Source organism: Frigoribacterium sp. Leaf263 (genome assembly GCF_001422285.1).
In the GTDB taxonomy this organism is placed as follows: Bacteria; Actinomycetota; Actinomycetes; order Actinomycetales; family Microbacteriaceae; genus Frigoribacterium.
In genome coordinates this window covers 689044-712526 of record NZ_LMMO01000001.1, presented here as the reverse complement: position 1 = coordinate 712526, position 23483 = coordinate 689044, and the positions used below count along the sequence as shown (strand labels likewise).

General features: G+C 72.9%; 21 protein-coding genes. 7 read left to right on the top strand and 14 right to left on the bottom strand.

Going from position 1 to position 23483, the window contains the following annotated elements; translation table 11 throughout:
• Window positions 1-76 precede the first annotated feature (76 nt).
• The gene (locus ASF17_RS03235) at window positions 77-982 is read left to right on the top strand and encodes a hypothetical protein (protein WP_055795161.1); all 906 of its coding nucleotides are present in this window, start codon (window positions 77-79) and stop codon (window positions 980-982) included.
• On the opposite strand, the gene ASF17_RS03230 is transcribed toward ASF17_RS03235, so the two are convergent.
• From ASF17_RS03230 to ASF17_RS03220, 3 genes are read right to left on the bottom strand one after another with little or no spacing between them, the layout of a single operon-like run.
• Entirely contained in the window at window positions 966-1811 is an 846-nt protein-coding gene (locus tag ASF17_RS03230; protein WP_055795159.1) for a transglutaminase family protein, read from the bottom strand. The genes ASF17_RS03235 and ASF17_RS03230 overlap by 17 nt on opposite strands.
• The gene (locus ASF17_RS03225; protein WP_055795157.1) at window positions 1808-2737 is read right to left on the bottom strand and encodes an alpha-E domain-containing protein; all 930 of its coding nucleotides are present in this window, start codon (window positions 2735-2737) and stop codon (window positions 1808-1810) included. The genes ASF17_RS03230 and ASF17_RS03225 overlap by 4 nt, the downstream gene beginning before the upstream one ends.
• Window positions 2731-4509, bottom strand: a complete 1779-nt coding sequence (locus ASF17_RS03220; protein WP_055795155.1) for a circularly permuted type 2 ATP-grasp protein — start codon at window positions 4507-4509, stop codon at window positions 2731-2733. Before ASF17_RS03220 ends, ASF17_RS03225 begins: the two co-directional genes overlap by 7 nt.
• Before the next feature lie 282 nt (window positions 4510-4791).
• Here ASF17_RS03220 and ASF17_RS03215 point away from each other — a divergent pair, with 282 nt between their 5' ends.
• Window positions 4792-6315: an LPXTG cell wall anchor domain-containing protein gene (locus ASF17_RS03215; protein ID WP_156357269.1), complete on the top strand. Its 1524-nt coding sequence runs from the start codon at window positions 4792-4794 to the stop codon at window positions 6313-6315.
• Window positions 6316-6412: 97 nt separating this feature from the next.
• A complete protein-coding gene (locus ASF17_RS03210) occupies window positions 6413-6625 on the top strand; it encodes a hypothetical protein (protein ID WP_055795151.1) in 213 nt (70 codons plus the stop codon).
• A 116-nt stretch (window positions 6626-6741) separates the two neighbouring features.
• Here ASF17_RS03210 and ASF17_RS03205 read toward each other — a convergent pair whose 3' ends face one another.
• A complete protein-coding gene (locus ASF17_RS03205) occupies window positions 6742-7503 on the bottom strand; it encodes an MBL fold metallo-hydrolase (RefSeq protein ID WP_235476322.1) in 762 nt (253 codons plus the stop codon).
• A gap of 3 nt (window positions 7504-7506) precedes the next feature.
• Window positions 7507-7848 carry a hypothetical protein gene (locus tag ASF17_RS03200; protein ID WP_055795149.1) on the bottom strand — a complete coding sequence of 114 codons (342 nt, stop codon included), beginning with the start codon at window positions 7846-7848 and terminating at the stop codon, window positions 7507-7509.
• Window positions 7849-8111: 263 nt separating this feature from the next.
• Between ASF17_RS03200 and ASF17_RS03195 the strand changes: the two genes are divergently transcribed.
• On the top strand, window positions 8112-8435 hold the full coding sequence (locus tag ASF17_RS03195) for a DUF7882 family protein (protein WP_055795147.1): 324 nt from the start codon (window positions 8112-8114) through the stop codon (window positions 8433-8435).
• Window positions 8436-8565: 130 nt separating this feature from the next.
• On the opposite strand, the gene ASF17_RS03190 is transcribed toward ASF17_RS03195, so the two are convergent.
• The 6 genes from ASF17_RS03190 to ASF17_RS03165 all read right to left on the bottom strand — a co-directional run bounded on the left by ASF17_RS03190 (window position 8566) and on the right by ASF17_RS03165 (window position 14331).
• Window positions 8566-8853, bottom strand: coding sequence for a hypothetical protein (locus ASF17_RS03190; protein ID WP_055795145.1), 288 nt, complete (start codon window positions 8851-8853; stop codon window positions 8566-8568).
• Between the two features lie 220 nt (window positions 8854-9073).
• Window positions 9074-10030 carry an SDR family NAD(P)-dependent oxidoreductase gene (locus ASF17_RS03185; protein WP_055795143.1) on the bottom strand — a complete coding sequence of 319 codons (957 nt, stop codon included), beginning with the start codon at window positions 10028-10030 and terminating at the stop codon, window positions 9074-9076.
• An 83-nt stretch (window positions 10031-10113) separates the two neighbouring features.
• The gene (locus tag ASF17_RS03180) at window positions 10114-10725 is read right to left on the bottom strand and encodes a CDP-alcohol phosphatidyltransferase family protein (protein WP_055795141.1); all 612 of its coding nucleotides are present in this window, start codon (window positions 10723-10725) and stop codon (window positions 10114-10116) included.
• 132 nt (window positions 10726-10857) lie between these two features.
• A complete protein-coding gene (locus tag ASF17_RS03175; RefSeq protein ID WP_055795139.1) occupies window positions 10858-11907 on the bottom strand; it encodes a septum formation family protein in 1050 nt (349 codons plus the stop codon).
• 235 nt (window positions 11908-12142) lie between these two features.
• Window positions 12143-13228 carry an alkene reductase gene (locus ASF17_RS03170; RefSeq protein ID WP_055795137.1) on the bottom strand — a complete coding sequence of 362 codons (1086 nt, stop codon included), beginning with the start codon at window positions 13226-13228 and terminating at the stop codon, window positions 12143-12145.
• Between the two features lie 245 nt (window positions 13229-13473).
• Entirely contained in the window at window positions 13474-14331 is an 858-nt protein-coding gene (locus ASF17_RS03165; protein WP_055795135.1) for an NAD(P)-dependent oxidoreductase, read from the bottom strand.
• Window positions 14332-14932: 601 nt separating this feature from the next.
• Between ASF17_RS03165 and ASF17_RS03155 the strand changes: the two genes are divergently transcribed.
• Window positions 14933-15463: a hypothetical protein gene (locus ASF17_RS03155; protein WP_156357268.1), complete on the top strand. Its 531-nt coding sequence runs from the start codon at window positions 14933-14935 to the stop codon at window positions 15461-15463.
• A gap of 69 nt (window positions 15464-15532) precedes the next feature.
• Here the strand turns inward: ASF17_RS03155 and recQ are convergent, their stop codons facing one another.
• The 3 genes from recQ to ASF17_RS03140 form a co-directional block, all read right to left on the bottom strand.
• Entirely contained in the window at window positions 15533-17689 is a 2157-nt protein-coding gene (recQ, locus tag ASF17_RS03150) for a DNA helicase RecQ (RefSeq protein WP_055795129.1), read from the bottom strand.
• Between the two features lie 9 nt (window positions 17690-17698).
• Window positions 17699-18664 carry a CPBP family intramembrane glutamic endopeptidase gene (locus ASF17_RS03145; RefSeq protein WP_055795127.1) on the bottom strand — a complete coding sequence of 322 codons (966 nt, stop codon included), beginning with the start codon at window positions 18662-18664 and terminating at the stop codon, window positions 17699-17701.
• A gap of 127 nt (window positions 18665-18791) precedes the next feature.
• Entirely contained in the window at window positions 18792-21341 is a 2550-nt protein-coding gene (locus tag ASF17_RS03140) for a 5'-nucleotidase C-terminal domain-containing protein (RefSeq protein WP_055795126.1), read from the bottom strand.
• A gap of 232 nt (window positions 21342-21573) precedes the next feature.
• Here ASF17_RS03140 and ASF17_RS03135 point away from each other — a divergent pair, with 232 nt between their 5' ends.
• Both ASF17_RS03135 and aroD read left to right on the top strand, forming a co-directional pair.
• Window positions 21574-22545, top strand: coding sequence for a shikimate dehydrogenase (locus tag ASF17_RS03135; RefSeq protein ID WP_055795124.1), 972 nt, complete (start codon window positions 21574-21576; stop codon window positions 22543-22545).
• Window positions 22542-23315, top strand: a complete 774-nt coding sequence (aroD, locus tag ASF17_RS03130; RefSeq protein ID WP_055795122.1) for a type I 3-dehydroquinate dehydratase — start codon at window positions 22542-22544, stop codon at window positions 23313-23315. Before ASF17_RS03135 ends, aroD begins: the two co-directional genes overlap by 4 nt.
• The last annotated feature ends 168 nt before the right edge of the window (window positions 23316-23483 follow it).

The window sequence follows — 23483 nt, the reverse complement described above, 5'->3', positions numbered from 1 at the left end:
GGCGGGATCGGCATCGCCCGCCCGGCGGCCAGGATGGCGGACGGGGGCCGGCACCGCGCCGCTCTAGACTCGCGGGATGAGGCGTCATCTCCGCTGGGTCGTGCCGCTCGCGGCCGGTGCCGCGGGTGTCATCGCGCTCCTCCTGCTCTCGTCAGCCGCCTCCGCCGCGACGGCCGACGGCACGGTCACCGCGATGTCGTTCGCGTCTCCGGCCCTCGCGCTGGCCATCCCCGCGGTCGCCGCCGTCGCGATCGTCCTCACGGTGCGGGGCGCGCTCCGCACCTTCCGGGACTGGCGCCATCGGACCGGCCGCCTCACCGCGGCCGAGCGCGGTGCCGAGCTCGCCCGGGTCGACCGGTGGACCGCGAGCGAGATCGCGTGGCGAGACGCACGGCACCTGCGCGGCAGCCTGCTCGAGCACCGCGTCCCGCCGACGATCGCCGTCTGGGAGGTCGTGCCGCAGCCCGGCGAGGTCTTCTTCCACGACCTCCCCGTCGAGTACGAGCGCTACTACGGGCAGAGCGTCGCGCCCGGCGGCGGTCCGCGCTTCTTCTTCGGCAGCCCCGCGGCGATGCTCGCCGGGCTCGCGGTCTCGACGGTGAGCAGCGCGTCGGCCCGACGGAGCGCCGAGGCGCAGGCCCGTGACCAGTGGCGCGAGCACCAGCACGGGCGACTCGTCGTCTCGAACCAGCGGCTCATCTGCCTGGCCGGCGGGCAGTGGCTGAGCTTCCCCTACTCGGCGATGACGGCCGTCCACCCCGAGATCGCCGACTGGGCCCTGGTGTGCGAGTTCGACGGCCTGAGCGCTCCCCTGCGCCTCCGCGGCGTCGCCGTGCCCCTCGCCGCGGTGATGACCCTGTTCGGCACGCACGGCCTCGACGGCGTGGCGAACCACCCCGGCCTCCGACAGCTCGACGCCGACCTGGCGACGACGGGCACCGGCACCGCCACCGGCGCCCCGCCCCTCACGCCTCCCGGGTGATCTCGACCGTCACGAACAGCGTCGAGTTCGACGACCCCGCGTACACGCCGCGCAACGGCGGCACGTCGCGGTAGTCGCGCCCCTGCCCGACGATGACGTGCCGCTCGCCGATGTCGATCAGGTTGGTCGGGTCGTAGCCGCGCCACGATCCGCAGTAGTACTCGACCCACGCGTGCGACTCGCCCGTGACGGTCTCGCGCAGCTCGGCGGCCGGCTTCGGGTGCAGGTAGCCGCTGACGTACCGTGCGGGGATGCCCACGGCGCGCAACGCGCCCACGGTGATGTGGGCGATGTCCTGGCAGACCCCGGCCCGCGCCTCCCAGGCTTCGGAGGCGGTCGTCTTCACGTTCGTCACCCCGGGCAGGTAGGCGACCGCGTCGCCGAGCTGCTCGCAGATCGCGAGCCCGGCGGCGCGGGGCGACGAGGCCTTCGCCGCGGTCTCGCGGGCCAGGGCGACGAGCTCGGCGGGCGGCCGGGTGAGCGGCGTCTGCTCGAGGTGCTCGACGAACTCGGTGGTCGCCCCCGCGACGGCGGCGAGCTCGGTCCAGTCCATCTCGGAGTCGGGGTGCTCGAGCGGGCGCACCTCGACGAGCGACGTCGCCGTCAGCGAGAGCTCGCGGTGCGGCAGCAGCACCTCGAACGACGACACCCGGGTGCCCCAGTAGTCGATGTACTCGTGCGTGGCCGCGACCGGCTCGATGCGCAGATGCGACGACAGCACGAACTGGCCCTCGGTGTGGGCCGGCAGCATGCGCGCCTCGTTGTAGCTCGCGACGGCCTCGCCCCGGTACGAGAAGCCGGTCCGGTGGCGGATCCGCAGGCGGCTCACGAGCGCTCACCGACCCAGGTGGGCGCCGCGCTGGTGGGGAAGTACCGCTGACGGATCGCCTCGGAGGCGGCGCTCGTCGCCTCCTGCACGACGTCCATCTGACCGGGCAGGTCGTCGAGGATCTGCCCGATGGGCTTGTACTCGAGCTCGCTGCGCATCTGACCGAGGATGCGCACCCCGCTGTCCGAGGCGGCCACCCGGTGGTTCGACGGCTCGACCTCGCGCAGGCAGGCCTCGGCGCGACTGATCGCGAACAGGACGCTGCGGGGGAACAGCCGGTCGAGCAGCAGGAACTCGGCGGCGTTGCGAGCGCTCGGCACCCCCTTGTAGGTGCGCAGGTACGCCTCGTAGGCGCCGCACGAGCGGAGGATGGTCGTCCACGACGGGCCGGACGCCTCGGTGAGCGTGCGCGTCGCCAGCAGCCGGGCGGTCATGTCGGCGCGCTCGATCGACCGGCCGAGGGTGAAGAACTGCCACACCTCGTCGCGGCTGGTGGCCGACTCGATGATGCCGACGGCGAGGGCGCTGCGCTCGCGCACCCACCCGAAGAACTCGTGCACCTTGTCGTCGGCGACCTTGCGCGGCATGCGGGCCCGGGTGGTGTTCAGGCACTCCCAGAGCTCGGTCGAGACGATCTCGCGGGCCCGCCTGGCGTTCTCGCGCGCGGCGCCGAGCGAGTACGCGATCGACGCCGGGTTGTGACGGTCGACGGCGAGCATCGAGAGCACGTCGCCCCGCGTCAGCTCGACGTCGGCGGGGGCCTCGCTGCCCATCACCGCGAGGAGGCTGCGGCAGGCGGTGTCCTCCTCGATCCACGGGTCCTCCAGCAGCAGCTGCAGGTGGACGTCGAGGATGCGCGCGGTGCCGTCCGACCGTTCGATGTACCGGCCGATCCAGAACAGGCTCTCGGCGATGCGGCTCAGCATGACGTTCCTTCCGACGTGGTGACCCCGGGGTCGGGGCGGGGGCCCGCAGGAGGCGCGGCGCGGCCTCGTGGGCCGACCCGCGCCTCCCGGGCCTGTTGCTGCTGCTCCTGGTGCTCCTGCTGCTGCTGCGCCTGCTGGTCGTTGCGCGGGTCGTCCTGAGGGGCGTGATCGGGGCTGTGGTCGCCGTGGTGCGCCGACGCGTCGACGATCGGGATCGACTGGGTCGGGGTCGTCTGCTCGGCGATCAGCGCGCTGACGTCGTGTCCGGCCCAGGCGTTGACGTCGCCGCCGACGATCCAGGTGTCCTTCGAGCCGCCGCCCTGACTGCTGTTGACGACCAGCTGGCCCTCGGGCAGGGCGACCCGGGTGAGCCCGCCGGGCAGCACCCAGACGTCGTCGCCGTCGTGCACGGCGAAGGGCCGCAGGTCGGCGTGCCGGGGGCGGAGTCCCTCGTCGACGAGGGTCGGGATGGTGCTCAGCTGCACGACCGGCTGCGCGATCCAGCCGCGCGGGTCGGCGAGCAGCTGCGACCGCAGCACGTCGAGCTCGCGACGGCTGGCGGCCGGCCCGACGACCAGCCCCTTGCCGCCCGAGCCGTCGACGGGCTTCACGACGAGCTCGTCGAGGCGGTCGAGCACCTCGTCGAGGGCGCCCGGGTCCTCGAGACGCCAGGTGCGGACGTTCGGGAGGAGCGCCTCCTCGCCGAGGTAGTAGCGGATCAGCTCGGGCAGGTACGTGTAGACGAGCTTGTCGTCGGCGACCCCGTTGCCGACCGCGTTCGCGATCGTCACGGTGCCGAGACGAGCCGCCATCAGGAGGCCCGGCGAACCGAGCACGGAGTCGGCCCGGAACTGCAGCGGGTCGAGGAACTCGTCGTCGACCCGGCGGTAGATGACGTCGACCCGCTCGGGGCCGCCGGTCGTCCGCATGAACACCCGGCCGCCCGAGCAGTAGAGATCGCGGCCCTCGACGAGCTCGACGCCCATCAGACGCGCCAGCAGGGTGTGCTCGTAGTACGCCGAGTTGAAGACCCCCGGGGTCAGCACGACGACGGTCGGCTCGTCGACGCCCGACGGCGCGCTCTTCTTCAGGGCCGACAGCAGACGGTTCGGGTAGTCGCCGACCGGGCGCACCCGCATCGAGACGAACAGCTCGGGCAGCGTCTGGGCCATGACGCGGCGGTTCGAGATGACGTAGCTGACGCCGCTCGGCACCCGCACGTTGTCTTCGAGCACGCACCAGGCGCCCGCCTCGTCGCGCACGAGATCGATGCCCGAGACCTGGATGCGCACGCCGTTGGCCGGCTCGATGCCCGCCGCCTGACGATGGAAGTGGCTCGACGAGGTCAGCAGGCTCGCGGGGATGACGCCGTCGGCGACCGCTCGCTGCGCGCCGTAGACGTCGGACAGGAACGCCTCGAGCGCCTTGACCCGCTGCGCGATGCCCGCCTCGACGCCCGACCACTCGTCGTGCTCGACGACCCGCGGCACGGCGTCGAGGGGGAACGGGCGCTCCTCGCCCGCGAAGTCGAACGTGACGCCCTGCGCGAGGTACGAGTCGGCGAGCGCCGCCGTCCGACCGCGCAGGTCGTCCTGCGTCATGCCCTCGAGGGTCGCGTGGATGTCGGCGTAGGCGCGGCGGGCCTGCCCGTCGGTGTCGAACATCTCGTCCCAGGCACGCGGCGCGACCCGCGCGCTCTCGACCACGCGCCTCCTTCTGCCCGTGCCGCCGCCGGTGGCCGTGGCCGCGTAACCGCTGAAGAGGTCGCCCATGGCATGACGGTAGCGAGGCGGTGTTGCGAGGGTGTTTCCGGTGGGCGGCGGGGGTGTTGCGCAGCCGCGCGTCCGTCGTGCGACACCTCTGGTGCGCCGCTCTGATGAGTCCCCCTCATCCGAGCGGACGACTTCGTGTAACGGAACCGCAACAGGTGGTTCGGTCGACGGAGGGACGACGTAGCGTCGAGCACGTCGGCGTCGGGATCACCGGGCCGGCGGTTCTCGCCCTCGGTGGATCCGGGCGGTTCGCAGGGGACGATCCACACGAAGGGCTTCATCATGAACACCACCTGGCAGAAGGCGCTCGCCATCCCGGCGACCGTGTCGATCGCTCTCGGGGGCGCGCTGATCTCGGTCGGCCCCGCTCTGGGCGCCGAGCCCGCCGCCGCACCGACCGCCGAGGCGTCGGAGGGCGCGACTCCCGAGGTCGGGGCTCCCGCCACGGACGCTCCTGTCGAGACGCCCGTCGCCGACGAGCCAGTCGCCGACGAGGCCGTCACCGACGACGCGCCGATCGGCGCCGCCGCCATCGCGGCCGCCCCGGTCGTCACGAGCCCCCGCTCCGGACAGACCGTCGGCGTGACCCCGGAGGACGGCGGCACCGCCACCACCGCGCCGCTCGCCTTCACCGGCACGGCGCAGCCGGGCTCCGTGGTCAAGCTCCGCCTCGACCCGGCCTCCTCGGTCTCGCCCGTCCGCTACGCCGAGGTCCCGGTCGCCGCCGACGGCGCGTGGTCGACGACGCTCACGCTCGCGAACACGACCTGGAAGCTCACCAGCCGTCAGTACGAAGCCGGTGCCGACGGCTCCCCCGTGGGCGCCGCCTCGCCCGAGACGGTGTTCTCGTTCACGCTCGAGACGGCGTTCCGGGCGACGCCCGCCGCCCCGGTCATGATCACGCCGGTCGACGGCGCGCAGATCGAGCCGACCGCGGTCGACGGGGCCGACGGCGACAGCGGGCCCGTCCGGATCGTCATCACCGGCGTCCCGGGGGCGAAGGCCGAGTTCTCGTACCGCGAGATCGGCGGCAACCGCTACCGCACCGCCGTTCCGGAGCCCACGATCCCGGCCTCGGGGACCCTCGTCTACGACGCCGTCATCCCCTCGGGCAAGTGGCGCATCAGCACCCGCCAGTACCTCGTGTCGCCCAGCGGCCTGCAGCTCAGCGAGAAATCGCCCGTCTCGGGCGGTCGGGCGATCGACCTGCGCCCGGTCACGCTGGCCGCGCCGACCATCACGACGCCCCGCGACGGCGGTCGCATCGTGGCGGACGTCGAGTACCCGCAGGACACCTTCCCCGTCCCCGAAGGGCACGTCGGGCTGTACGACCCCGCCGCCGCGTTCGACGTCCAGGGGACCGGCACGCCCGGCGGATGGGTCGAGCTGACCCTCGCCGACGGCCCGGTCATCTCGGCGCGGGTCGACCCCTCGGGCGCCTGGTCGGTGCACAGCGTCGAACGGCCCGGTGAGCTCCGCTACACGGCCCGCGCGGTCACCTACGCCGACGACTCGCGGCCGGTCGACGCCGAGGTGCGCCGCATCTCCCCCACCGTGTCGACCTCGTTCTCCGTCGTCACCGCCGACGGCGAGAGCGCCCCGGGCGTCGACCCCGCCGGCACCGGAGGGGCGCAGGGCACCCCGGCCGGCTCCGGCAGCGGGACCGCGACGGGCACCGGCGCCGGTGGCGACCTGGCCTACACCGGCACCGACGAGGGCACCGCGACGCTCGGCCTGATCGGCGGGCTGCTCGTCGCCCTCGGCCTCGGCGCGCTCGTCGTCGCCCGCCGTCGCCGCTCGGCCTGACCGCCGCCGTCGGCCGCCTCCGGCCCGGGTGGACACGCGCCCAGGCCGGAGGACTACCGTCGTATCGACACCAGATCGCCCACCGGGAGGACCCTCAATGCGTTTCCGTTACCTCGTCATCGCCGTCATCGCGTTCATCGCGTACACCTACGGAGCCAAGGCCGGAAAGGGTCGTTACAAGGAGATCTCGAACTACCTCGGCTCGTTCTGGAACGACCCCAAGGTCAAGAAGGCCCGCAAGGCCGCCAAGAAGGACGTGCTGAAGGCCCGCAAGGCCGCCGTCAAGAAGGCCCACAAGCTCGGCAGCTGACTCACGCCGACGACGAGACCCCCGTGTTCGCACGGGGGTCTCTCTCGTGGGGGCGCCGATCGGCGCCTGCGGCAGCGGCGACCGTCACGGCGGCAGCCGCAGCGCAGCGCAGCGACTCAGTGGGCTCCGCGACGGCGCGCGAGCTCGACCGCGCGGCCCACGCCCTCCCGCCACGGGGCGCCGTGCCCGGGCAGCACGACGCCGGCCCCGGTCGCGACGAGGGCGTCGAGCGAGGCCAGGGCCGCGTCGCTGTCGGCCGTCGCCGCCCCCGCGACGATCTGCGGACCCCGCTCGCCGGTGTAGGGATCGAGGGTCACGAGCGCGTCGCCGACGATGACGGCGTCGCGATCGGGCAGGTGCAGGGCGATGTGCCCGTCGGTGTGACCCGGGGTGGGGATGACGACGGCCCCTGTGGGCAGAGGGGTGTCCGATCCGAGGGGCCGCGTGTCGCGCACGCCGCGCACGGCGAGGGCCCCGGCGAGGGTCATCCGGGCGAGTGCCGGCAGGGCGGCCCTGTGCTCGACCGGGTACCGCCAGCGCGGCCTCTCGTGCCGGTACGCGTAGGGATGGGCCGCGAGACGCGCATCGGCGTCGTGCACCCAGACGGGCAGGCCCCAGCGACGCCGCACCTGCCGAGCGCAGCCGACGTGATCGAAGTGCGCATGCGTGAGCAGCACCCCGTCGACGTCGTCGCGTCCGTGACCGGTCTCGAAGAGGGCCTGCAGGAGGTACGGCCACGCGGCGGGGAGGCCCGCGTCGACGACGAGCACCCGGTCGTCGTGCTCGACGAGGTAGAGGTTCGTGTCGGCGACCTCGAGCCGGTGCACCCCGGCGACGACGTCGCGCTCGAGCACTGCGGAGGGGCGGAGGAGCACCACGGGTCAGCCCGGGAACTCGTCGTAGTCGTCGCGCAGCATCTCGTCGTCGTCGAGCGAGCCGCCGTGCGGGGGCCGGGCGAGTCGCCCGATGCGCTCGCGCATGTGCTCCTCGGCGGCGGTGTTGTCGGGCTCGGGCAGAGTGCTCGTCGTCGTCTCGCTCATGAGCGGGGCCCCCTCGCCGATCAGGAACGTGGCGTCGACCTCGTCGCCGTCGGAGCTGATGGCGCGGATCGAGATCGAGTCGCTCGTGCCGTCCGAGCCGAGCGCCGCGGCGTACTCGAGCAGGAGATCGGCCGTGGCATCGCCGAGGAGGAGGGACTTCTCGGCATACGTGATGTGCTTCATGCGCCCGACGGTAGGCGGAGGGGCGGTTTCGAGCCGACCCTTGACATCAGGGGCGGGGTCAGTCAGCGGGTGGAACGGATGGAGGCCGCGGGCGAGGCGGGCGGCAGATCGCATAGCCGAACCTCAGCCTGCTCCACAACCCCTCCGGGGCAGTTCTGTGCCGGACGGTATCCTTCTGGACGATGGATCCGCTCACGCGGAGGCCGTCGTACAGCGCCTGCCTCCGGGGCCGGCGGGTGCCGATCAGGGAGCGAGGCGATGTCGTGGGAAGCCTGACATACGACCATTCCCTGTCCGTCGAGTTCGACGATCGGGTTCTCGGGCACCTGCAGCTCGTGATCGGTGCGAAGCTGCGCCGCAACGAGTCGTTCTACTTCTCGTGGCGCGACGACCAGCGGGTCGGTGACGGGCGCACCACCATCTGGGTCCACCCCACCATCTCGCTGGTGTTCAAGTACTACGGCAGTCGGATGCCCGCGGTGAACCGGGACTGGCTCATCGCCCTCGAGCAGTCCGCGAACAGCAACGGCGGGCTCCAGATCCTGGAAGAGCCGAACTCGCCGGCCGGGCCGAGGGGCGACCGCTGAGCATGAAGCCGCATCACCCTGCGCTCCGGAGGCACGGACGAGGGGTCGGCCTCGCGGTCACCGGGATCGCCGATGACGGGAGCATCGACCGAGGCGGTCCGCTCGGCGTGGGGTCGAGCCGAGCACGGGCCTAGGCCGGACTGCCGCCGAACGCGTCGAAGTCGAGGTCGTAGTCGGTGCGCGGAGTCTCGTCCTCCCACTCCTGCAGCTCGTCCGACGTGTGCTCCTGCTCTTCGAAGCGCACCGGTGTGTGCGGAGTCATGAGCACGGACACCTTGCCGAGGCCGATGGGTGTGAAGACGATGAAGTCGGCGACCCCGCGGGCCGTCTCGAGGATCTGCTTCTTCAGCGCCTCGATGTCCTCGTCGGGTTCGAGGTAGAACATCTGGCTGTCGATGCGCAGCTTGTTGATCAGCATTGTGCCCTTTGTGGTCGCAGCTTCCGCGACCGACTCTCATCACCGGGGGCTGGAGTGACGAGTGCAGGGTTCACGTGCGACCTGATCAACACTAGGCCCCGTGAGCGCCGACGCGAGCGGCTTGACAACGACGCGGCGATGCGCAGTCCCTCGGCGGGCGGAGGCGCGGTGCGGGCGATCGAGACCCCTCCTCGTCCGCCTCTCCGGTCGGCGTGAGCGGTTAGGCGAGCAGCCCCTCGCTAAGATCCCACAGGCGGTCGGCCTGCTCGGGATCGAGCGCGTAGCCCTTCACGCCACGACCGGGGGCGTCGTCGCGGAACGGCTCCGCCTCGGCGACGTCCTCGAAGTAGCGAGCCCCCACGCCCTCGACGAGCGGGTGCACGGCGGCGAGGACCGAGGTCGCCGCGCCCTGCTCGGTCGTCTTGAACGCCGGGTTCGGGGTGCCGTCGGCGTCGATCCAGCCGCGGTCGATCATCTCCTGCTTCGGCAGGTGACGCTGCAGCGGGGTGATGATGCCGCCGGGGTGGACGGCGTTCGCGAGCACGCCGTCATCCGCCCAGCGAGCCGTGACCCCGACCGCGAAGAGCGAGTTCGCCGTCTTCGACTGCCCGTAAGCCGCCCACGGGTCGTACGCGCGTCGCTCGAACATGACGTCGTCGAACACCACGGGTGACATGTGGTGCCCCGTCGAGCTGAGCGACACGAGCCGTGACGGCGACCCCGAGGCCTCCGCACCCGCGACGAGTGCGCCACGAAGCGCGGTCGCGAGGGCGAAGTGCCCCAGGTGGTTGTTGCTGAACTGCAGCTCCCACCCCTCGGGCGTGCGCGTCTCGGGGGTCGCCATCACGCCGGCGTTGTCGATCAGCACGTCGAGCGGCCCCTGCCAGTCGTCGGCGAAGGCCCGCAGGGTGTCGCGCTTCTGCAGGTCGAGGTAGGCGACCCGGACCTCGCCGGAGTCGGTGGAGCCCGCGATGCCGGCCCGCACCTCCTCGGCCTGCTCCAGGTTGCGGGCGGCGATGGTGACGTCGGCTCCGGCCGAGACCAGGGCCCGGACGGTCTCGACGCCGATCCCCGACGACCCTCCGGTGACGACGACGCGGGTGCCGGTCAGGTCGAGGCCCTCGACGACCTCGCGTGCGGTGGTGCCGGCGGTGAACGGTGTCGTCATGCGAGTCATGGAGGGGACGCTACGCCGTCCCGTCGAGACGCCGGTGAGGGTCGGACGCCGGAGCGCAGGAGGCGCGGGCCGCGCCGACCCGGTCAGTCGCGGGCGCGCAGACGCCGGGTCAGCGCCACGGCGTAGACGACGGCGGCGACGTAGTGCCCGATCAGCCCGATGACGAGCAGGACTCCGGCGACGGTCTCGGTCGTCCGCCCGGCGGACTGCAGCCCGGCGACCCCGTCGACCCGGCCCTGATCCACCAGAGCGACCCCGACGAGCAGCAGCAGCAGACCCGTGAAGATGAACGCGGTGCGGACCTTGCCGATCCAGGTGACGGGGAACGACGCCCCGCCGAACGTGACCAGCGACACGATGCTCAGCAGCACGTCCGGCAGCAGGATCAGCACGAACACCGGCCAGCTGAGCAGCCCGCCGAGCGCGAACGCGGCGACGACCGCGATGACGGTGAGCCGATCGGCGACGGGGTCGAGCCATTTGCCGAGCTCGGAGATCGCGCCCGTCCGGCGAGCGACGAACCCGTCGACGAAGTCGGTCAGGAACACGATCGCGATGACGACCATCGACGACCAGTAGTGCTCGTCGACGATCAGGACGATGAAGACGGGGAGCAGCAGGAGGCGCACCAGGGTGATCGCGTTCGGCACCGTCCGCCACTCGTCCTGGCGGAACAGTCGATCGACGAGCGTCACGCGGCGTCCTCTCGCTCGGGCGTCGACCGGGTGGCGACGTGTTCGGTGAATCGATCCTACGGGGCCGAGCCGCGCCTCCTCGGGGCAGAGCCGCGCCTCCTCCGGGGCCGAGCCGCGCCTCCTCGGGGCGGGTCAGCCGCCGAAACCGCGCAGGCTGCTCGACACGAGGCGGCCCTCGACGTAGACGTAGCAGCTGATGACCCGGTCGCCCGCGCGCCACCCCTCCTCGGTCGGCTGGAGGAAGTCGTACTCGACGACCGAGCTCTCGTAGTCGAGCCCGACGAAGTCCGGGAAGGCCTCGAAGCAGAGCTGGTCGGACGTCTCGGTCAGAGCCTGCTCGCCGGGGAACTCCGTCGCGGCGGCCTCGCTCTCGAAGAACACCTCGTTGTCGTGCGGCACGGTGCACTCGACGCGCTCGACCTCGACGACCACTCCCCCGGTCGTGCCGCTGCCGAACGAGAAGCAGTCGCCGAGCCGGAGCTGGTCGACGGGCGTGCCCGATCCGCTGCCGCCCGCGCCTCCGTCACCCGCGCCTCCGTCCGGCCCGGCCGAGCCGCCGCGGAGACCGCTGCTCGACGCCGCCTCGACGACACCGCGCACCGCCTGGATGAGACCGACCGACGACAGCCCGAGCATGATGATGACGACCACGGCCGCCACGGCGACGAGCGGCCGGCGGCGACGCAACGGGCTCGGCGACCCCTCGGGCGACGGCTGCCAGAGCCCGTCGGGCCCGTACGCCTGATCGCGGGGGATGTACGGGGCGGGGGTCGGCGCGCCGAACGACGACGGCGAGGGGATCGCGGGAGGCGCGGGTCGGCGAGCGAGGACGGCCGGCGCATCCGCCTCATCCGGACCGACGGCCTCGACCCAGCGCCCCACGGAGGCGACGACCGCGTCGACGACCACGGCCTGATCGCTGTGCAGGGGCAGCCCGAGCCGCTCGACCGAGCGTTCGGCCACCGGCGTCACACCGGCCGCGTCGGCCGAGAGGCCGGCGACGAACCACTCGCGCCCGTCGTCGGCGAGGTCGAGGTAGAGCCGGTGCCCGAGCCGCAGCCGCAGGGCCGCGCCGCCGGGCAGGTAGTCGGAGGGGCGCCCGTCGATCTCGACACCGGGCAGAGCCCGCCGGAGCCGGGCCGCCAGCTGGTCGAAGAGCGGCGGCAGGTACGAGTTCGTCACGGTCTTCTCCTCGCGGCGGATGCGGTGCCGCCCGATGATCGTATCCGGCGGCGGTCGGGCGCCTCCGGGGAGCGCGCCCGCCCGAGGACGTCGGTCAGGAGATGCCCTCGCGCGCGAGGCGGAGGGCACTTTCCGACCACTCGATCGAGTGGTCGGAAGATGCCCTCGCACGCGAAGCGGAGAGCACCTTCCGACCAGTCGACCGAGCGGCGGGGGTGCGAGAGGCGCGTCGCGACTAGCGCGTCGCGGACTCGAGCGCGGGGTAGTCCGTGTAGCCCTCGGCGCCCTCGCCGTAGAACGTGGCCGGGTTCGGCTCGTTCAGCTCGGTGCCGCGCTCCCAGCGGGCGACGAGGTCGGGGTTGGCGATGGCGAGGCGTCCCACGGCGATGGCGTCGGCGAAGTCGCTCTCGACCAGATCACGGGCCTCGGCGAGGTCGGTGACCGTGCCGAAGCCGCTGTTGGTGATGACGTTGCCGTCGAACCGGCGGCGCAGGCGCTGCACGAGGTCGCCCCGCGGGTCGGCGTGCAGCACGCTCAGGTAGGCGAGCCCCAGGGGCGCGAGACCGTCGACGAGCGCGTCGTACGTCGCGGTCACGTCGTCGAGGTCGGTCTCGACGACGTCCTGGATGTTGTGCATCGGCGAGATGCGCATGCCGACGCGGCCGGCTCCGATGGCTTCGGCGACCGCGGTGGCGGTGTCGATGGCGATGCGGGCGCGGTTCTCGGGGGTGCCGCCGAACTCGTCGGTGCGGACGTTCGACACGGGCGACAGGAACTCGTGCAGCAGGTAGCCGTTTGCGCTGTGCAGCTCGACGCCGTCGAGACCGGCCTCGAGGACGGCGCGCTTCGAGGCGGTGACGATGTCGGCGATCGCCTGGTGCACCTCCTCGGTGGTGAGGGCGTGGGGCACGGGGAAGTCGCGCTTGCCCTCGGGGGTGCGGACGACGCCGTCGATGGCGACGGCGCTCGGAGCGACGATGCGCTCGGTGCCGGTCACCTCGGGGTGCGAGACGCGACCGCCGTGCATGACCTGCATGACGATGGTGCCGCCCTTGGCGTGCACGGCGTCGGCGATGCGCTTCCAGCCGGCGACCTGCTCGTCGGTGACGATGCCGGGCTGACCCGGGTAGGCCTTGCCCTCCTGCGTCGGCCAGGTCCCCTCGGTCACGATGAGACCCATCGTGGCGCGCTGCGCGTAGTGCTCGACCTGGAGGTCGCTCGGCACGCCGTCGGCGTTCGCGCGCACACGGGTGAGCGGGGCCATCGTGACGCGGTTCGCGAGCACGAGATCGCCGAAGGTGGCGGAGGAGAACAGGTCCACAGGGGAGTCCTTTCGAAGACGGATGTCGTTGCGCGCCGGAGCGCACCCCGAGACGAACCCCCGAGGAGGCGCGCTCATTCCGGCCGCGGACGTCACGTCGGCGTTCCGCAGCGGTCTCACAGGGAGGCGCGGCCCGGCTGGTGGGTGTCGTCGGCCCGGCGGGGCCTCAGCGAGGCGACACGGTCGGCCCGGCGACACCGTCGGCCAGGCGGCACGGCCGGTCGGGCGATACCCGGCGGGCGACCCTAGCTCGCGGTGAATCCTGCTCGGACCGCCGCGATGTCGTCCCCGCCGTGACCGCGTTCGGACGCCGCGGCGAAGACCTCGGCGAGCGCGTCGAGGAGGGTCGGGTCGAGCGACGCGCCGGGGGCTGCTGCCCGCATCAGGTCGACGTCCTTCCGCAGCCCGTCGAGGGCGAACTGCGCCGGGTAGTCGCCCGCGATCATCGACGCGCCCTTGACGTGCGCGTACGGGGTGTCGGACTGCCCGCCCGAGATGGCGTCGAGGAACAGCTGCGGGTCGAGCCCCAGCCCCTCGGCGAGTGCGATCGACTGCGCCGTGGCCGCCGTGACGCTCGCGATCCAGGCGTTCGCCGCGAGCTTGAGCGCGGTGCCCGCGCCCACGCGATCCCCTGCGGTGACGGTCTTCGCGCCCATCGCGTCGAGCACCGGAGCGACCCGTTCGACGAGAGCGGTCGGGCCGGCGGCCAGCATGACCAGCTTGCCGTCGGCGGCGGGCTTCTTCGTGCCGAGCATCATCGCCTCGACCAGGTCGACCCCGAGCTCGTCGGCCCGGGCCACCACCCGGGAGGTCGCCTCGAGACCGATCGTGCTCGCCTGCACCCAGACGGCGGAGGCGGGGCCGGCCTGCGCCGCAGCGTCGAGCACCTCGAGCACGGCGTCGCCGTCGAAGAGCACGAGCAGCACGACGTCGGCCTCCGCGACCGCCTCCTCGGCGGTGTCGACGACGGTGATGCCGTCGGCAGCCAGGGGCTCGGCGCGCTCGCGGGTGCGATTCCAGGCCGTGACCTCATGACCCTCGCGGTGCAGCGAGCGGGCGACTCCCTGACCCATGATCCCCGTGCCGAGTACTGCGACCCTCATCGTGACGTCCGTTCCGCTCGGGGCCGGAGCCCGCCTGATCGTCAGTCGAACCTACGCTCGGAGGGAGACCCGCGCCTCCTGGTGCTGTGGTCGCGCTGGTCGCGCGGGCCCTCCGGGTCGCGCGGGTCGCGCGGGTCGCGAGGGCCCTGCGGGTCGCGCGGGCCCTGCCGAGCGCGCTGGCCCTGCTCGTGGAGCCGACCCGGCTGAGCGTCCTGGCCGGCTGGTCGCCGGCGAGGGCCCGCGATCTGCGGGGCGGGGACGCGGGCGCCGACGCTCCGGGGACACTCGCCTCCCCGGCACGCGCCTCTGGCCGCTGAGTGCGGCTCGATGGGGCGAGCGGCGTCTCATGCGGGTGAGCCGGTCGGGTGATACCTGCGGGTATCAGCTGGGCGAGCGGGCGGGATGCGGGCGACACGGGCGGGTGTCCTCCGCGAGGAGCGTTGTCGCGGTGCACCGTGCCTCCTATGCTCGCCCCGTGGGGATGACACCGAAGAGACGGGCAGCGCGGGGGTCGCGACTGCTGATGGACGGCGCGAGAAGCCAGAGGGCTGAAGCGGGTCCGGGCGCGCCCGGGCACGAGCCGACGAGCCGAGGAGGCGTGGTGCGCGATTCACACGGCGGTCACGACCGGCACGGTGGTCGCGACACGCATGCGCGCTTCGACTCGCACGGACGCCACGACCCGCTCGGCGCACGGACGACGACGGCGGAGTCGCCGGACGCCGCCGTCCCGATGCGACCCGGCCCCGTCCGCCGGGCGGTGTATCTGCTGTCGCCGATCGTGCACGGCCTGTTCGGCGTGCTGGCCGTCGCCGGTGCCGCGGCGATGAGCGAGGCGGACCTCGGGCCGATGGCGGCGACGGTCGCGCGGCTCCTGTATCTGTCGTCGGCGCTGCTGTCGTTCTTCTTGACCGCGCTGATCGTGACCATGCGCCTGCGCGTGCGACGCGGAGGGGCTCTACCCGCCCTGACGATCCCGCTCGTCTACTCGACCAGCCCCTTCACCGGTGCTCTGATGCTGGCAGGGGCCTATGTCTCGCAGCTGAACGGCGGCGCCTTCGCAGGCGGCTGGGCGGCGATGCTGTTGACGACGCTCTCGCTCGTGCTGCTGTCGCGCCGGTCGCGCTCCTAGACCGCCCCGCGTCCGCGCCGCCCCGCGTCCGCGCCGGGCCCGGCCGCGCCGGCGCCGCGGCGGCTCGGCTCAGCGCCAGTCGTCGGGCGGGACGGTCTCGTCGTAGGGGTCGTACGGAGGCTCGTCGTCCGGCGGGACGTCGTCGACGGGGGGCTCGTCGAGCGGCGGCGTGGTCGCGAAACGCGGCGACGCCGCCGACCGCGCACCTCGGGCCGACCCCGTACGCGGAGCGGCCGCCGCTCCGGCGGGCCGCGATGACGCACGAGCCGCTCCCCCGGAGCCCCCGGCGTCACCGCCTCCGGCTTCGGCACCGGCGCCGGCCGCGGCCGCGGCCGCGTCCTCGGGCGTCGCGCCGCCGACGACGTCGAGCACCTGCTGCCCGTACGTGTCGAGCTTCTTCTGACCGACTCCGCTGATGGTCGCGAGCTGATCGAACGAGGTGGGGCGGGTCGACGCGATGCCCCGCAGGGTCGCGTCGCCGAACACCACGTAGGCGGGGACTCCCTGAGCCTTGGCGATGCCCGCCCGCCACTGTCGCAGGCTCTCGAAGAGCGGCTGGTCGGTCGCCGACAGATCGGCGGCGCCGGCCCCGGTGCGCGAGCCGCTCGAACCCCGGGCGCCCGTTCTCGACCGGGCGGCGCGGGGCGCCCGCTCGGGCTCCTTGCGCAACCGCACCGGTCGGCCGCCCGAGAGCACCTCGGCCGCCGCGTCGGTGATCAGCAGCGTGCCGTAGCCGTCGGGAGACACCGTGAGCACACCCTGGGCGAGCAGCTGCCGCACGACGCCCCGCCACTCGATCTCGGTGAGCTCCGAGCCGATGCCGAAGGTCGCGAGCTGCTCGTGTCGGTTCTGCGTGATGCGGGGCGTCGTCTTGCCGAGCAGGATGTCGATGATCTGACCCGCGCCGAACTGCTGGTCGCGCTCGCGCTTCAGGCGGACGATGGTCGAGAGCAGCTTCTGCGCGGGCACGGTGCCGTCGACGGCCTGCGGCGGGTTCAGGCACGTGTCGCAGTTCCGGCACGGAGTGCTGGCCTGACCGAAGTAGCCGAGCAGCTGCACCCGACGGCATTCGACGGTCTCGCAGAGCGCCAGCATGGCGTCGAGGTGGGCGCTGAGCTTCCGTCGGTGCTCGGCGTCGCCCTCGGACTGGTCGATCATGCGCCGCTGCTGCATGACGTCTTGGAGGCCGTAGGCGAGCCACGCGGTCGACGGCAGGCCGTCGCGGCCCGCGCGGCCGGTCTCTTGGTAGTACCCCTCGACCGACTTCGGCAGATCGAGATGCGCCACGAAACGGACGTCGGGCTTGTCGATGCCCATGCCGAAGGCGATGGTCGCGACCATGACGATGCCCTCTTCGCGGAGGAACCGCGACTGGTTGCGGGCCCGCGTGCCGGCGTCGAGACCAGCGTGGTAGGGAAGCGCCGCGATGCCCTGCTTGACGAGGAACTCGGCCGTGCTCTCGACCGACTTGCGCGACAGGCAGTAGACGATCCCGGCGTCGCCGTCGTGCTCGGCGCGGATGAACCGCAGCAGCTGCTGCTGGGGACCGTCTTTGGCCTCGATGCGGTACTGGATGTTCGGCCGGTCGAAGTCGGCGACGAAGTGCGCGGCGTCGTCGAGCTCGAGCCGCGACGAGATCTCGCGGTGGGTGACCTCGGTGGCGGTCGCCGTCAGGGCGATGCGCGGCACGTCGGGCCACCGCTGGTGCAGCACCGAGAGCTCGAGGTAGTCGGGCCGGAAGTCGTGCCCCCACTGCGCCACGCAGTGCGCCTCGTCGATCGCGAACAGTGACAGCCGGCCCCGGTCGAGGAGGTCTTTGGTCGAGTCGAGTCGCAGCCGCTCGGGTGCCAGGTAGAGCATGTCCAGCTCGCCCGCGACGAAGGCCCGCTCGACCTCGCGGCGGGTGTCGGGATCTTGGGTCGAGTTCAGGAACTCGGCCCGCACGCCCACCGCCTCGAGGGCGTCGACCTGGTCTTGCATGAGAGCGATCAACGGCGAGACCACGATGCCCGTGCCCTCGCGCACCAGCGCGGGGACCTGGTAGCACAGCGACTTGCCGCCGCCGGTCGGCATCAGCACGAGGGCGTCGCCCCCGCCGACGACCTGCTCGATGATGGCCGCCTGCTGCCCCCGGAACGCGTCGTACCCGAACACCCGGTGCAGGACCTCGAGCGGTGCGGATGACCCGGGCTGGGCTACGGCGGAGGTGGTGGGAGCGTTGGTCACCAGGCGAGTCTAGGAGGCGCGACCGACAGCCTCACCGGCCCCGCGCCTCCTGGGGAGAGCCGCCCCGGAGAGGCCGTCCGGGGAGGACCGGTCGACCCCCGACCGGCCGAACGCCCGCAGGACGAGCCACAGGTAGACCGGCGTCGTGATGAGCGTCACGATCAGCCCGACGGGGCTGCCGTCGCTCGACAGCGTGCCGGCGAACGGCGCCAGCAGCGCGAAGAGGACGACGTTGTTCAGCACGTGCGCGACGATCGCCGCCTCGAGGCCGCCCGTCCGCCAGGTCAGCCAGGCCGCGGCCACGCCGAAGACGGCCACGTCGGCGAGACCCCAGGGGTTGTACGCGTGGGCGGCCGCGAAGGCGATGGTCGGCACGACGATGGCGACGACGGGCCAGGCGATCCACGAGCCGAGGGCCTGCATGGCGAAGCCGCGGAACGCGAACTCCTCGGCCGTGGCCTGCAGCGGCACGAGCAGCACGATGATGATCAGCGACCAGACGAGCGCGGAGGGCGGTGTCGTCACCGGGCCGGACCCGAGCGACTCGCCGACGAGCAGGGGCGCGACGACGCTGCTCAGCAGCAGGGTCAGCGCCATGAAGACGACGGCGGGCACGATGCATCGGGCGAGCCAGCCCCAGCGCATCCGCCCGGCGACGCTCGACAGGCGACCCGCCCCGCCGAGCCCGGCGAGACGCGTCGCCAGCAGCACGGCGGGCAGCATCGTGGCGATCGATCCGAGGCTGAGCAGCATGACCACCGGCTCGGACGCGTCGAGCGGGTCGGCTCGCAGCGCGCCGAAGACGCGATCGGCCTCGGTCGGGCCCGCGACGGCCGTCAGCACCGCCGAGATGCCGAGCCCCACCGCACCCGAGAACACGAGGTAGAACACGACCGCCATCACCGCCGCGAGCACGGGCTTGTACCAGCGGTAGGTCGGCAGCGCGCGGAACATGCGGTGGTAGGCGACGGTCACGCGTCGAGGGTACGGCTCGCGTCTGACGATCCGGCGGGCGTCCGCGCAGCGGAACGGCCCGTGCCGACACCCCGGGAGGTGCGGCACGGGCCGTGAGGACCGGCGCGGACGCCGAGACCGGTACCCGCTAGAACAGGACGATCACCACGGAGAGACCGCCTGCCGAGCCGTCGAGGGCGGCGTCGCCGCTGTACTCGCTCGTCAGCAGGTGGACGCCGCGGCCGAGTCGGCCGAGGGGGACGGTGGCCCGGCCGTCGGACCCGACCGCGACGGTGCCGACGGTGCGGCCGTTGTCGCGCACGGCGACCGTGCCGGTGGGGGCGACGGCGCCGGTGACGGTGGCCGTGTAGCTCACCGACTGGCGAGACGTCGCGAAGAGCGACGAGGCCCCGCCGCGGATGCGCGACGACAGCTTGTCGACCGTGACCGACGTCGAGCTCGCCGCGGCCTCGGTGCGACCCTCGGCGGTCGCCGTCACGGTGACGGCGATCGAGCGACCGGCGTCGGCCGCCACGAGGCGGTACCGGTCGGAGGTCGCGCCGTCGATGGCCTGGCCGTCACGGGTCCACTGGTAGGCGCGGGTGACGTCGTCGACGTCCCACGCGCCTCCGTCGGTCCGGAGGGTGCGGCCGACGCGGGCGTCGCCCGAGATGCGGGGCGCCGTGACCGACTCGACGGGCAGCGCAGGAGGCGCGGCGATCTCGAGCGGGACGGACACGGTCGTCCCGGTGCCGTCGACTGTGAGCGTCAGCTGGCGGGTGCCGGGCTCGAGCCCCTCGGGCACGGTCACCGCGAGCGTGGCGCGACCCTGCTCGTCGGTCCCGGTGACGACGGTGCCGTCGATGGGGGCCGATCCGACCGTCGTGCCGTCGATCGAGGCCGTGACGGTGCCCGTGGTCGGACCGCCGTTGCTGAACAGGAGCGACGAGAGACCGAGCGACACGGTGTCACCGGCCGCGAAGCCGCCCTCGGGCGCGGCGGTCTTCGTCACGCCGACGGCGCGCTGGGCGAGATCGGGCGAGACGACCGGGTTCGCGGCGAAGTAGTCCACCTGGCTCTGCAGGTCGACCTTGCCGCTGTCGGCCTTCGACGAGGCGCCGTTCAGGGCCGTGAAGTTGTCGCCGCCCGAGGCGAGGAACGAGTTGACCGTGACCTTGTAGCTGGCCGCGGCGTCGAGGGGGCGACCCTCGAACAGGATCTGACCGATGCGCGATCCGGCGGCGGCCGTCGGGTCGTACGTGTAGCTGAGGCCCTTCGAGACGCCGAGCTTGAGGAACGGTCGCGACGAGCCCGCGGGCTGCCACTGCTGCTCGAGCGTCTGCCGGATCTGAGCACCCGTGAGGGTCGACACGACGAGGGTGTTGGCGAAGGGCTGCACGGCGGCGGCCTCCTGGAAGGTCACCCGTCCGTCGGGGTCGACGGCGGCGTCGCCGCTCGAGGCGTAGCGCAGGTCGGCGCGGAGACCACCCGGGTTCATGAACGCGATCTGCGCACCGTTCTCGACCGTCGCGGCGAGCTGGGCGTCCGCGACGAGGTTGCCGAGGGTCGACTCGCCGCCGCGGTTCTCGCTGCCGTCGAGCTGCTTGGCGCGGAGGACGTCGGCCGTGATCGTGCCGATGGGCTTGCGACCCTCGACCGCGGCGACGGCGACCGCGTCGGAGACGATCTTCGCGACGGCGGGGTCGGGTGTCGCCGACTGGTAGAGAGGCACGAGCGAGCCGGTGACCGACGCCTGGTCGGTGACGCTGTCGTAGGTGACCTCGAGGTGGCTGAGGTTCGCGCCGTAGCTGCCCGTCTGGATGATCGGGCGCGGGACGGTGCCGCCGGTGGGCACGATGTTCTCGAAGTCGTAGGTGGCGTGCGTGTGCGCCGAGAGGATGGCGTCGACCTCGGGCGAGACGTTCTTCGCGATGTCGGCGAAGTCGGAGTCGCCGGTCGCGTCGGCCTCGACGGCGGTCGCGTTGCCCTCGTGCACCAGCAGCACGAGCACGTCGGCCTCGCCGTTCTCGGCGTCGTCGACGCCGTCGGTCAGCTCGGCGGCCGCCAGGTTGACCGAGTCGACGATGTCGCCGAACTCGAGCCCCTCGATGCCGGCCGGGCTGACCAGCTCGGGCATCAGCTCGGTGATCGCCCCGATGAACCCGACCTTCACGCCGCCGACCTCTTCGACGTAGTAGGGGTCGTAGACCGGCTCGCCCGTGGCGCTGTCGAGGATGTTCGAGCTGACGTACGGGAAGTCGCTGGCCGGCACGACGCGGTCGTCGAAGTCGGCGCGGCCCTTGTCGAACTCGTGGTTGCCCGGCGTGCTGACGTCGAGGCCCATCGAGTTGAGGGCGTCGAGGGTCGGCTGGTCGTCCTGGATGAACGACGTGAAGGTCGAGGCGCCGATGTTGTCGCCCGACGACACGAAGAGCGTGTTCGGGTTGGCGGCGCGGAACTGGTTCACCTTGCCGGCCATGACCGCGGCCCCGGCCGTCGGGCTGGCCTCCTGCGCGAGACGCCCGTGGAAGTCGTTGATGCCGAGGATGTCGATCGTCGTGGTGGCCGCCTGGGCGGGCACCGCGACGAGCGTGCCGAGACCGAGTGCGGTGACGGTGGCGCCGACGAGGGCGAAGCGGCGGACGCGACGACCGCCTCCCTGGCTGGTGCTCGATGGGGACGGGGGGCTTGTGCGCATGGGCGGTTGTGCTCCTGGTACGTGCGGATCGGGGCCGGCGGCACCCCTGTAGGGGGGTCGTCCCGGCGAGCCTAGGTTTCCGCTGGGTGTTCGGCAAGGATCCGCTGACGAACGTCACGTGTTGTTCACGCGGGCGACCACTGTGAGGGGATCGACGCGGCACGGACTCAGGCCGTGTCGGAGGGTCGAGCTAGGCTGTGGGCGTCCGCCGACAGAGCCCGGAGGTGCCCGCGTGACCCTCGACCGCAGCCGCCTGGCCGTGCTCGGCTCGCCCATCGCGCACTCGCTGTCGCCCGTGCTGCATCGAGCCGCCTACGACGTGCTCGGTCTGCCCTTCTCCTACGACCGGGTCGAGGTCGCGGCGGGGTCGCTGTCATCGTTCGTCGACTCGCTCGACGGCGGTTGGCGCGGGCTCAGTCTCACGATGCCGCTCAAGCGCGAGGTGCTGCCCCTCCTCGACACCGTGTCGCCCCTCGCCCGTCGTCTGGGCGTGGCGAACACCCTCGTCGTCGACGCCGCGGGTCGGCGGCACGGCCACAACACCGACGTCGACGGCATCGTGCGCTCGGTCGCGCTGCTGAACCGGCCCCGGCCATCGACCGTCGTGGTGCTCGGCGGCGGTGCGACCGCGGCCTCCGCCCTCTTCGCCGCCCACCGTCTCGGAGCCCGCACGGCCGTCGTGCTCGTGCGAGACACCGCCCGGGCCGGCGACCTCGAACCGCTCGCAGCGGGGCTCGGCGTCGATCTCACGATCGCACCTCTGTCGTCGCTCGGCGGGCTCGGAGCTCTCGACTTCGTCGTCTCCACCCTCCCCGGAGGCGCGGCGGACGACCTCCCGCTGGTCCCGGCCGACGAGGCGTCCCTGCTGTTCGACGTCGCCTACGAGCCGTGGCCGACGCGGGCCGCGTCCCGCTGGTCCGACGCCGGCGGCACCGTGCTGAACGGGCTCGACATGCTCGTCGAGCAGGCGATCTCGCAGGTCGCGCTCTTCGCCGACGGGGGTGCGGGTGATGCCCGCGCGGGCCTGGACGGCGGCGCGGGGTCCGGCGGCCCCGACGCGGCCGGTGCCGGGCTCGGCGATCCGCTGGTCGACGAACCGGTCGAGGCGGCTCGGGTGCGGGGCGCGATGCGTCGGTCGGTGGGGCTCCCTTCCGAGCCGACCCGCGCCTCCTCGGCTCCCGCCCGGGAAGGCCGCCCGGCATGATCCCCACCCCGCGTCCCGTGACCCTGCGGTCGGTCGTGCTCGGCGACGGCCGGCCGGCCGTCTGCGTGCCGCTGACCGGTCGGACCGAGGAGGCGCTGGTCGCCACCGCCGCCGCCCTCCCCCGCGAGGCGTACGACGTCGTCGAGCTGCGGGTCGACTGGCTGACCGCCGTCGACGACATCGCCCAGGCCATGTCCGCCCTGGTCGCCGTCCGAGGCGCGCTCCCCGACGAGGTGCCCCTCATCGCGACCTTCCGCACGAAGCAGGAGGGCGGCGAGCGCGACATCACCCCCGACGACTACGGGCTGCTGCTGCGCGCCCTGATCGGCACCGGCGCCGCCGATGCCGTCGACGTCGAGATGTTCACCCAGCCCGACGTGCTCGAGTCCGTCGTCGACGCGGCCCGCGCCTCCGGCGTCGTCGTCGTCATGTCGTCGCACGACTTCTCGGCCACGCCGACACGCGACGAGATCGTCTCGCGACTGCTGCTGCAGCAGGAGCTCGGCGCCGACATCGTCAAGCTCGCCGCCATGCCCCGCACGGTCGACGACGTGCTGACGGTGCTCTCGGCCACGAGCGAGTTCCGGGCCGGGGCAGGGCTCGTACCCGCCGTGACCATGTCGATGGGGCCTCTCGGGGCCGTGTCGCGCGTGGTGGGCGAGACCTTCGGGTCGTGCCTGACGTTCGGCACCGTCGGCGACGCGAGCGCCCCCGGTCAGCTCGACGCGGCGGGGTTGCGGGCGGCGCTCGAGCTGCTGCACCGCGGCTGAGGGCGGGTCTCCGAGGGAGCCCGCCCGGGCCCTACCACCGGGAAGACGAGCGACGGTCGTCGCTCAACAAGGGCCGTCGGGAAGGGCTCACCTCGGAGTCAGACGAGGTTATCCCGTCGTGGGGGGTCTGGTCGAGCCCTCGCGCGGGCGTCGCTGAGAGGCGACCCG

Bases quoted from the DNA above. Each gene is read 5' to 3' on its own strand.
- ASF17_RS03235 (WP_055795161.1), top strand. From the start codon at position 77: ATGAGGCGTCATCTCCGCTGGGTCGTGCCGCTCGCGGCCGGTGCCGCG.
- ASF17_RS03225 (WP_055795157.1), bottom strand. From the start codon at position 2,737: ATGCTGAGCCGCATCGCCGAGAGCCTGTTCTGGATCGGCCGGTACATC.
- ASF17_RS03220 (WP_055795155.1), bottom strand. From the start codon at position 4,509: ATGGGCGACCTCTTCAGCGGTTACGCGGCCACGGCCACCGGCGGCGGC.
- ASF17_RS03215 (WP_156357269.1), top strand. From the start codon at position 4,792: ATGAACACCACCTGGCAGAAGGCGCTCGCCATCCCGGCGACCGTGTCG.
- ASF17_RS03210 (WP_055795151.1), top strand. From the start codon at position 6,413: ATGCGTTTCCGTTACCTCGTCATCGCCGTCATCGCGTTCATCGCGTAC.
- ASF17_RS03200 (WP_055795149.1), bottom strand. From the start codon at position 7,848: ATGAAGCACATCACGTATGCCGAGAAGTCCCTCCTCCTCGGCGATGCC.
- ASF17_RS03190 (WP_055795145.1), bottom strand. From the start codon at position 8,853: ATGCTGATCAACAAGCTGCGCATCGACAGCCAGATGTTCTACCTCGAA.
- ASF17_RS03185 (WP_055795143.1), bottom strand. From the start codon at position 10,030: ATGACTCGCATGACGACACCGTTCACCGCCGGCACCACCGCACGCGAG.
- ASF17_RS03165 (WP_055795135.1), bottom strand. From the start codon at position 14,331: ATGAGGGTCGCAGTACTCGGCACGGGGATCATGGGTCAGGGAGTCGCC.
- ASF17_RS03140 (WP_055795126.1), bottom strand. From the start codon at position 21,341: ATGCGCACAAGCCCCCCGTCCCCATCGAGCACCAGCCAGGGAGGCGGT.
- aroD (WP_055795122.1), top strand. From the start codon at position 22,542: ATGATCCCCACCCCGCGTCCCGTGACCCTGCGGTCGGTCGTGCTCGGC.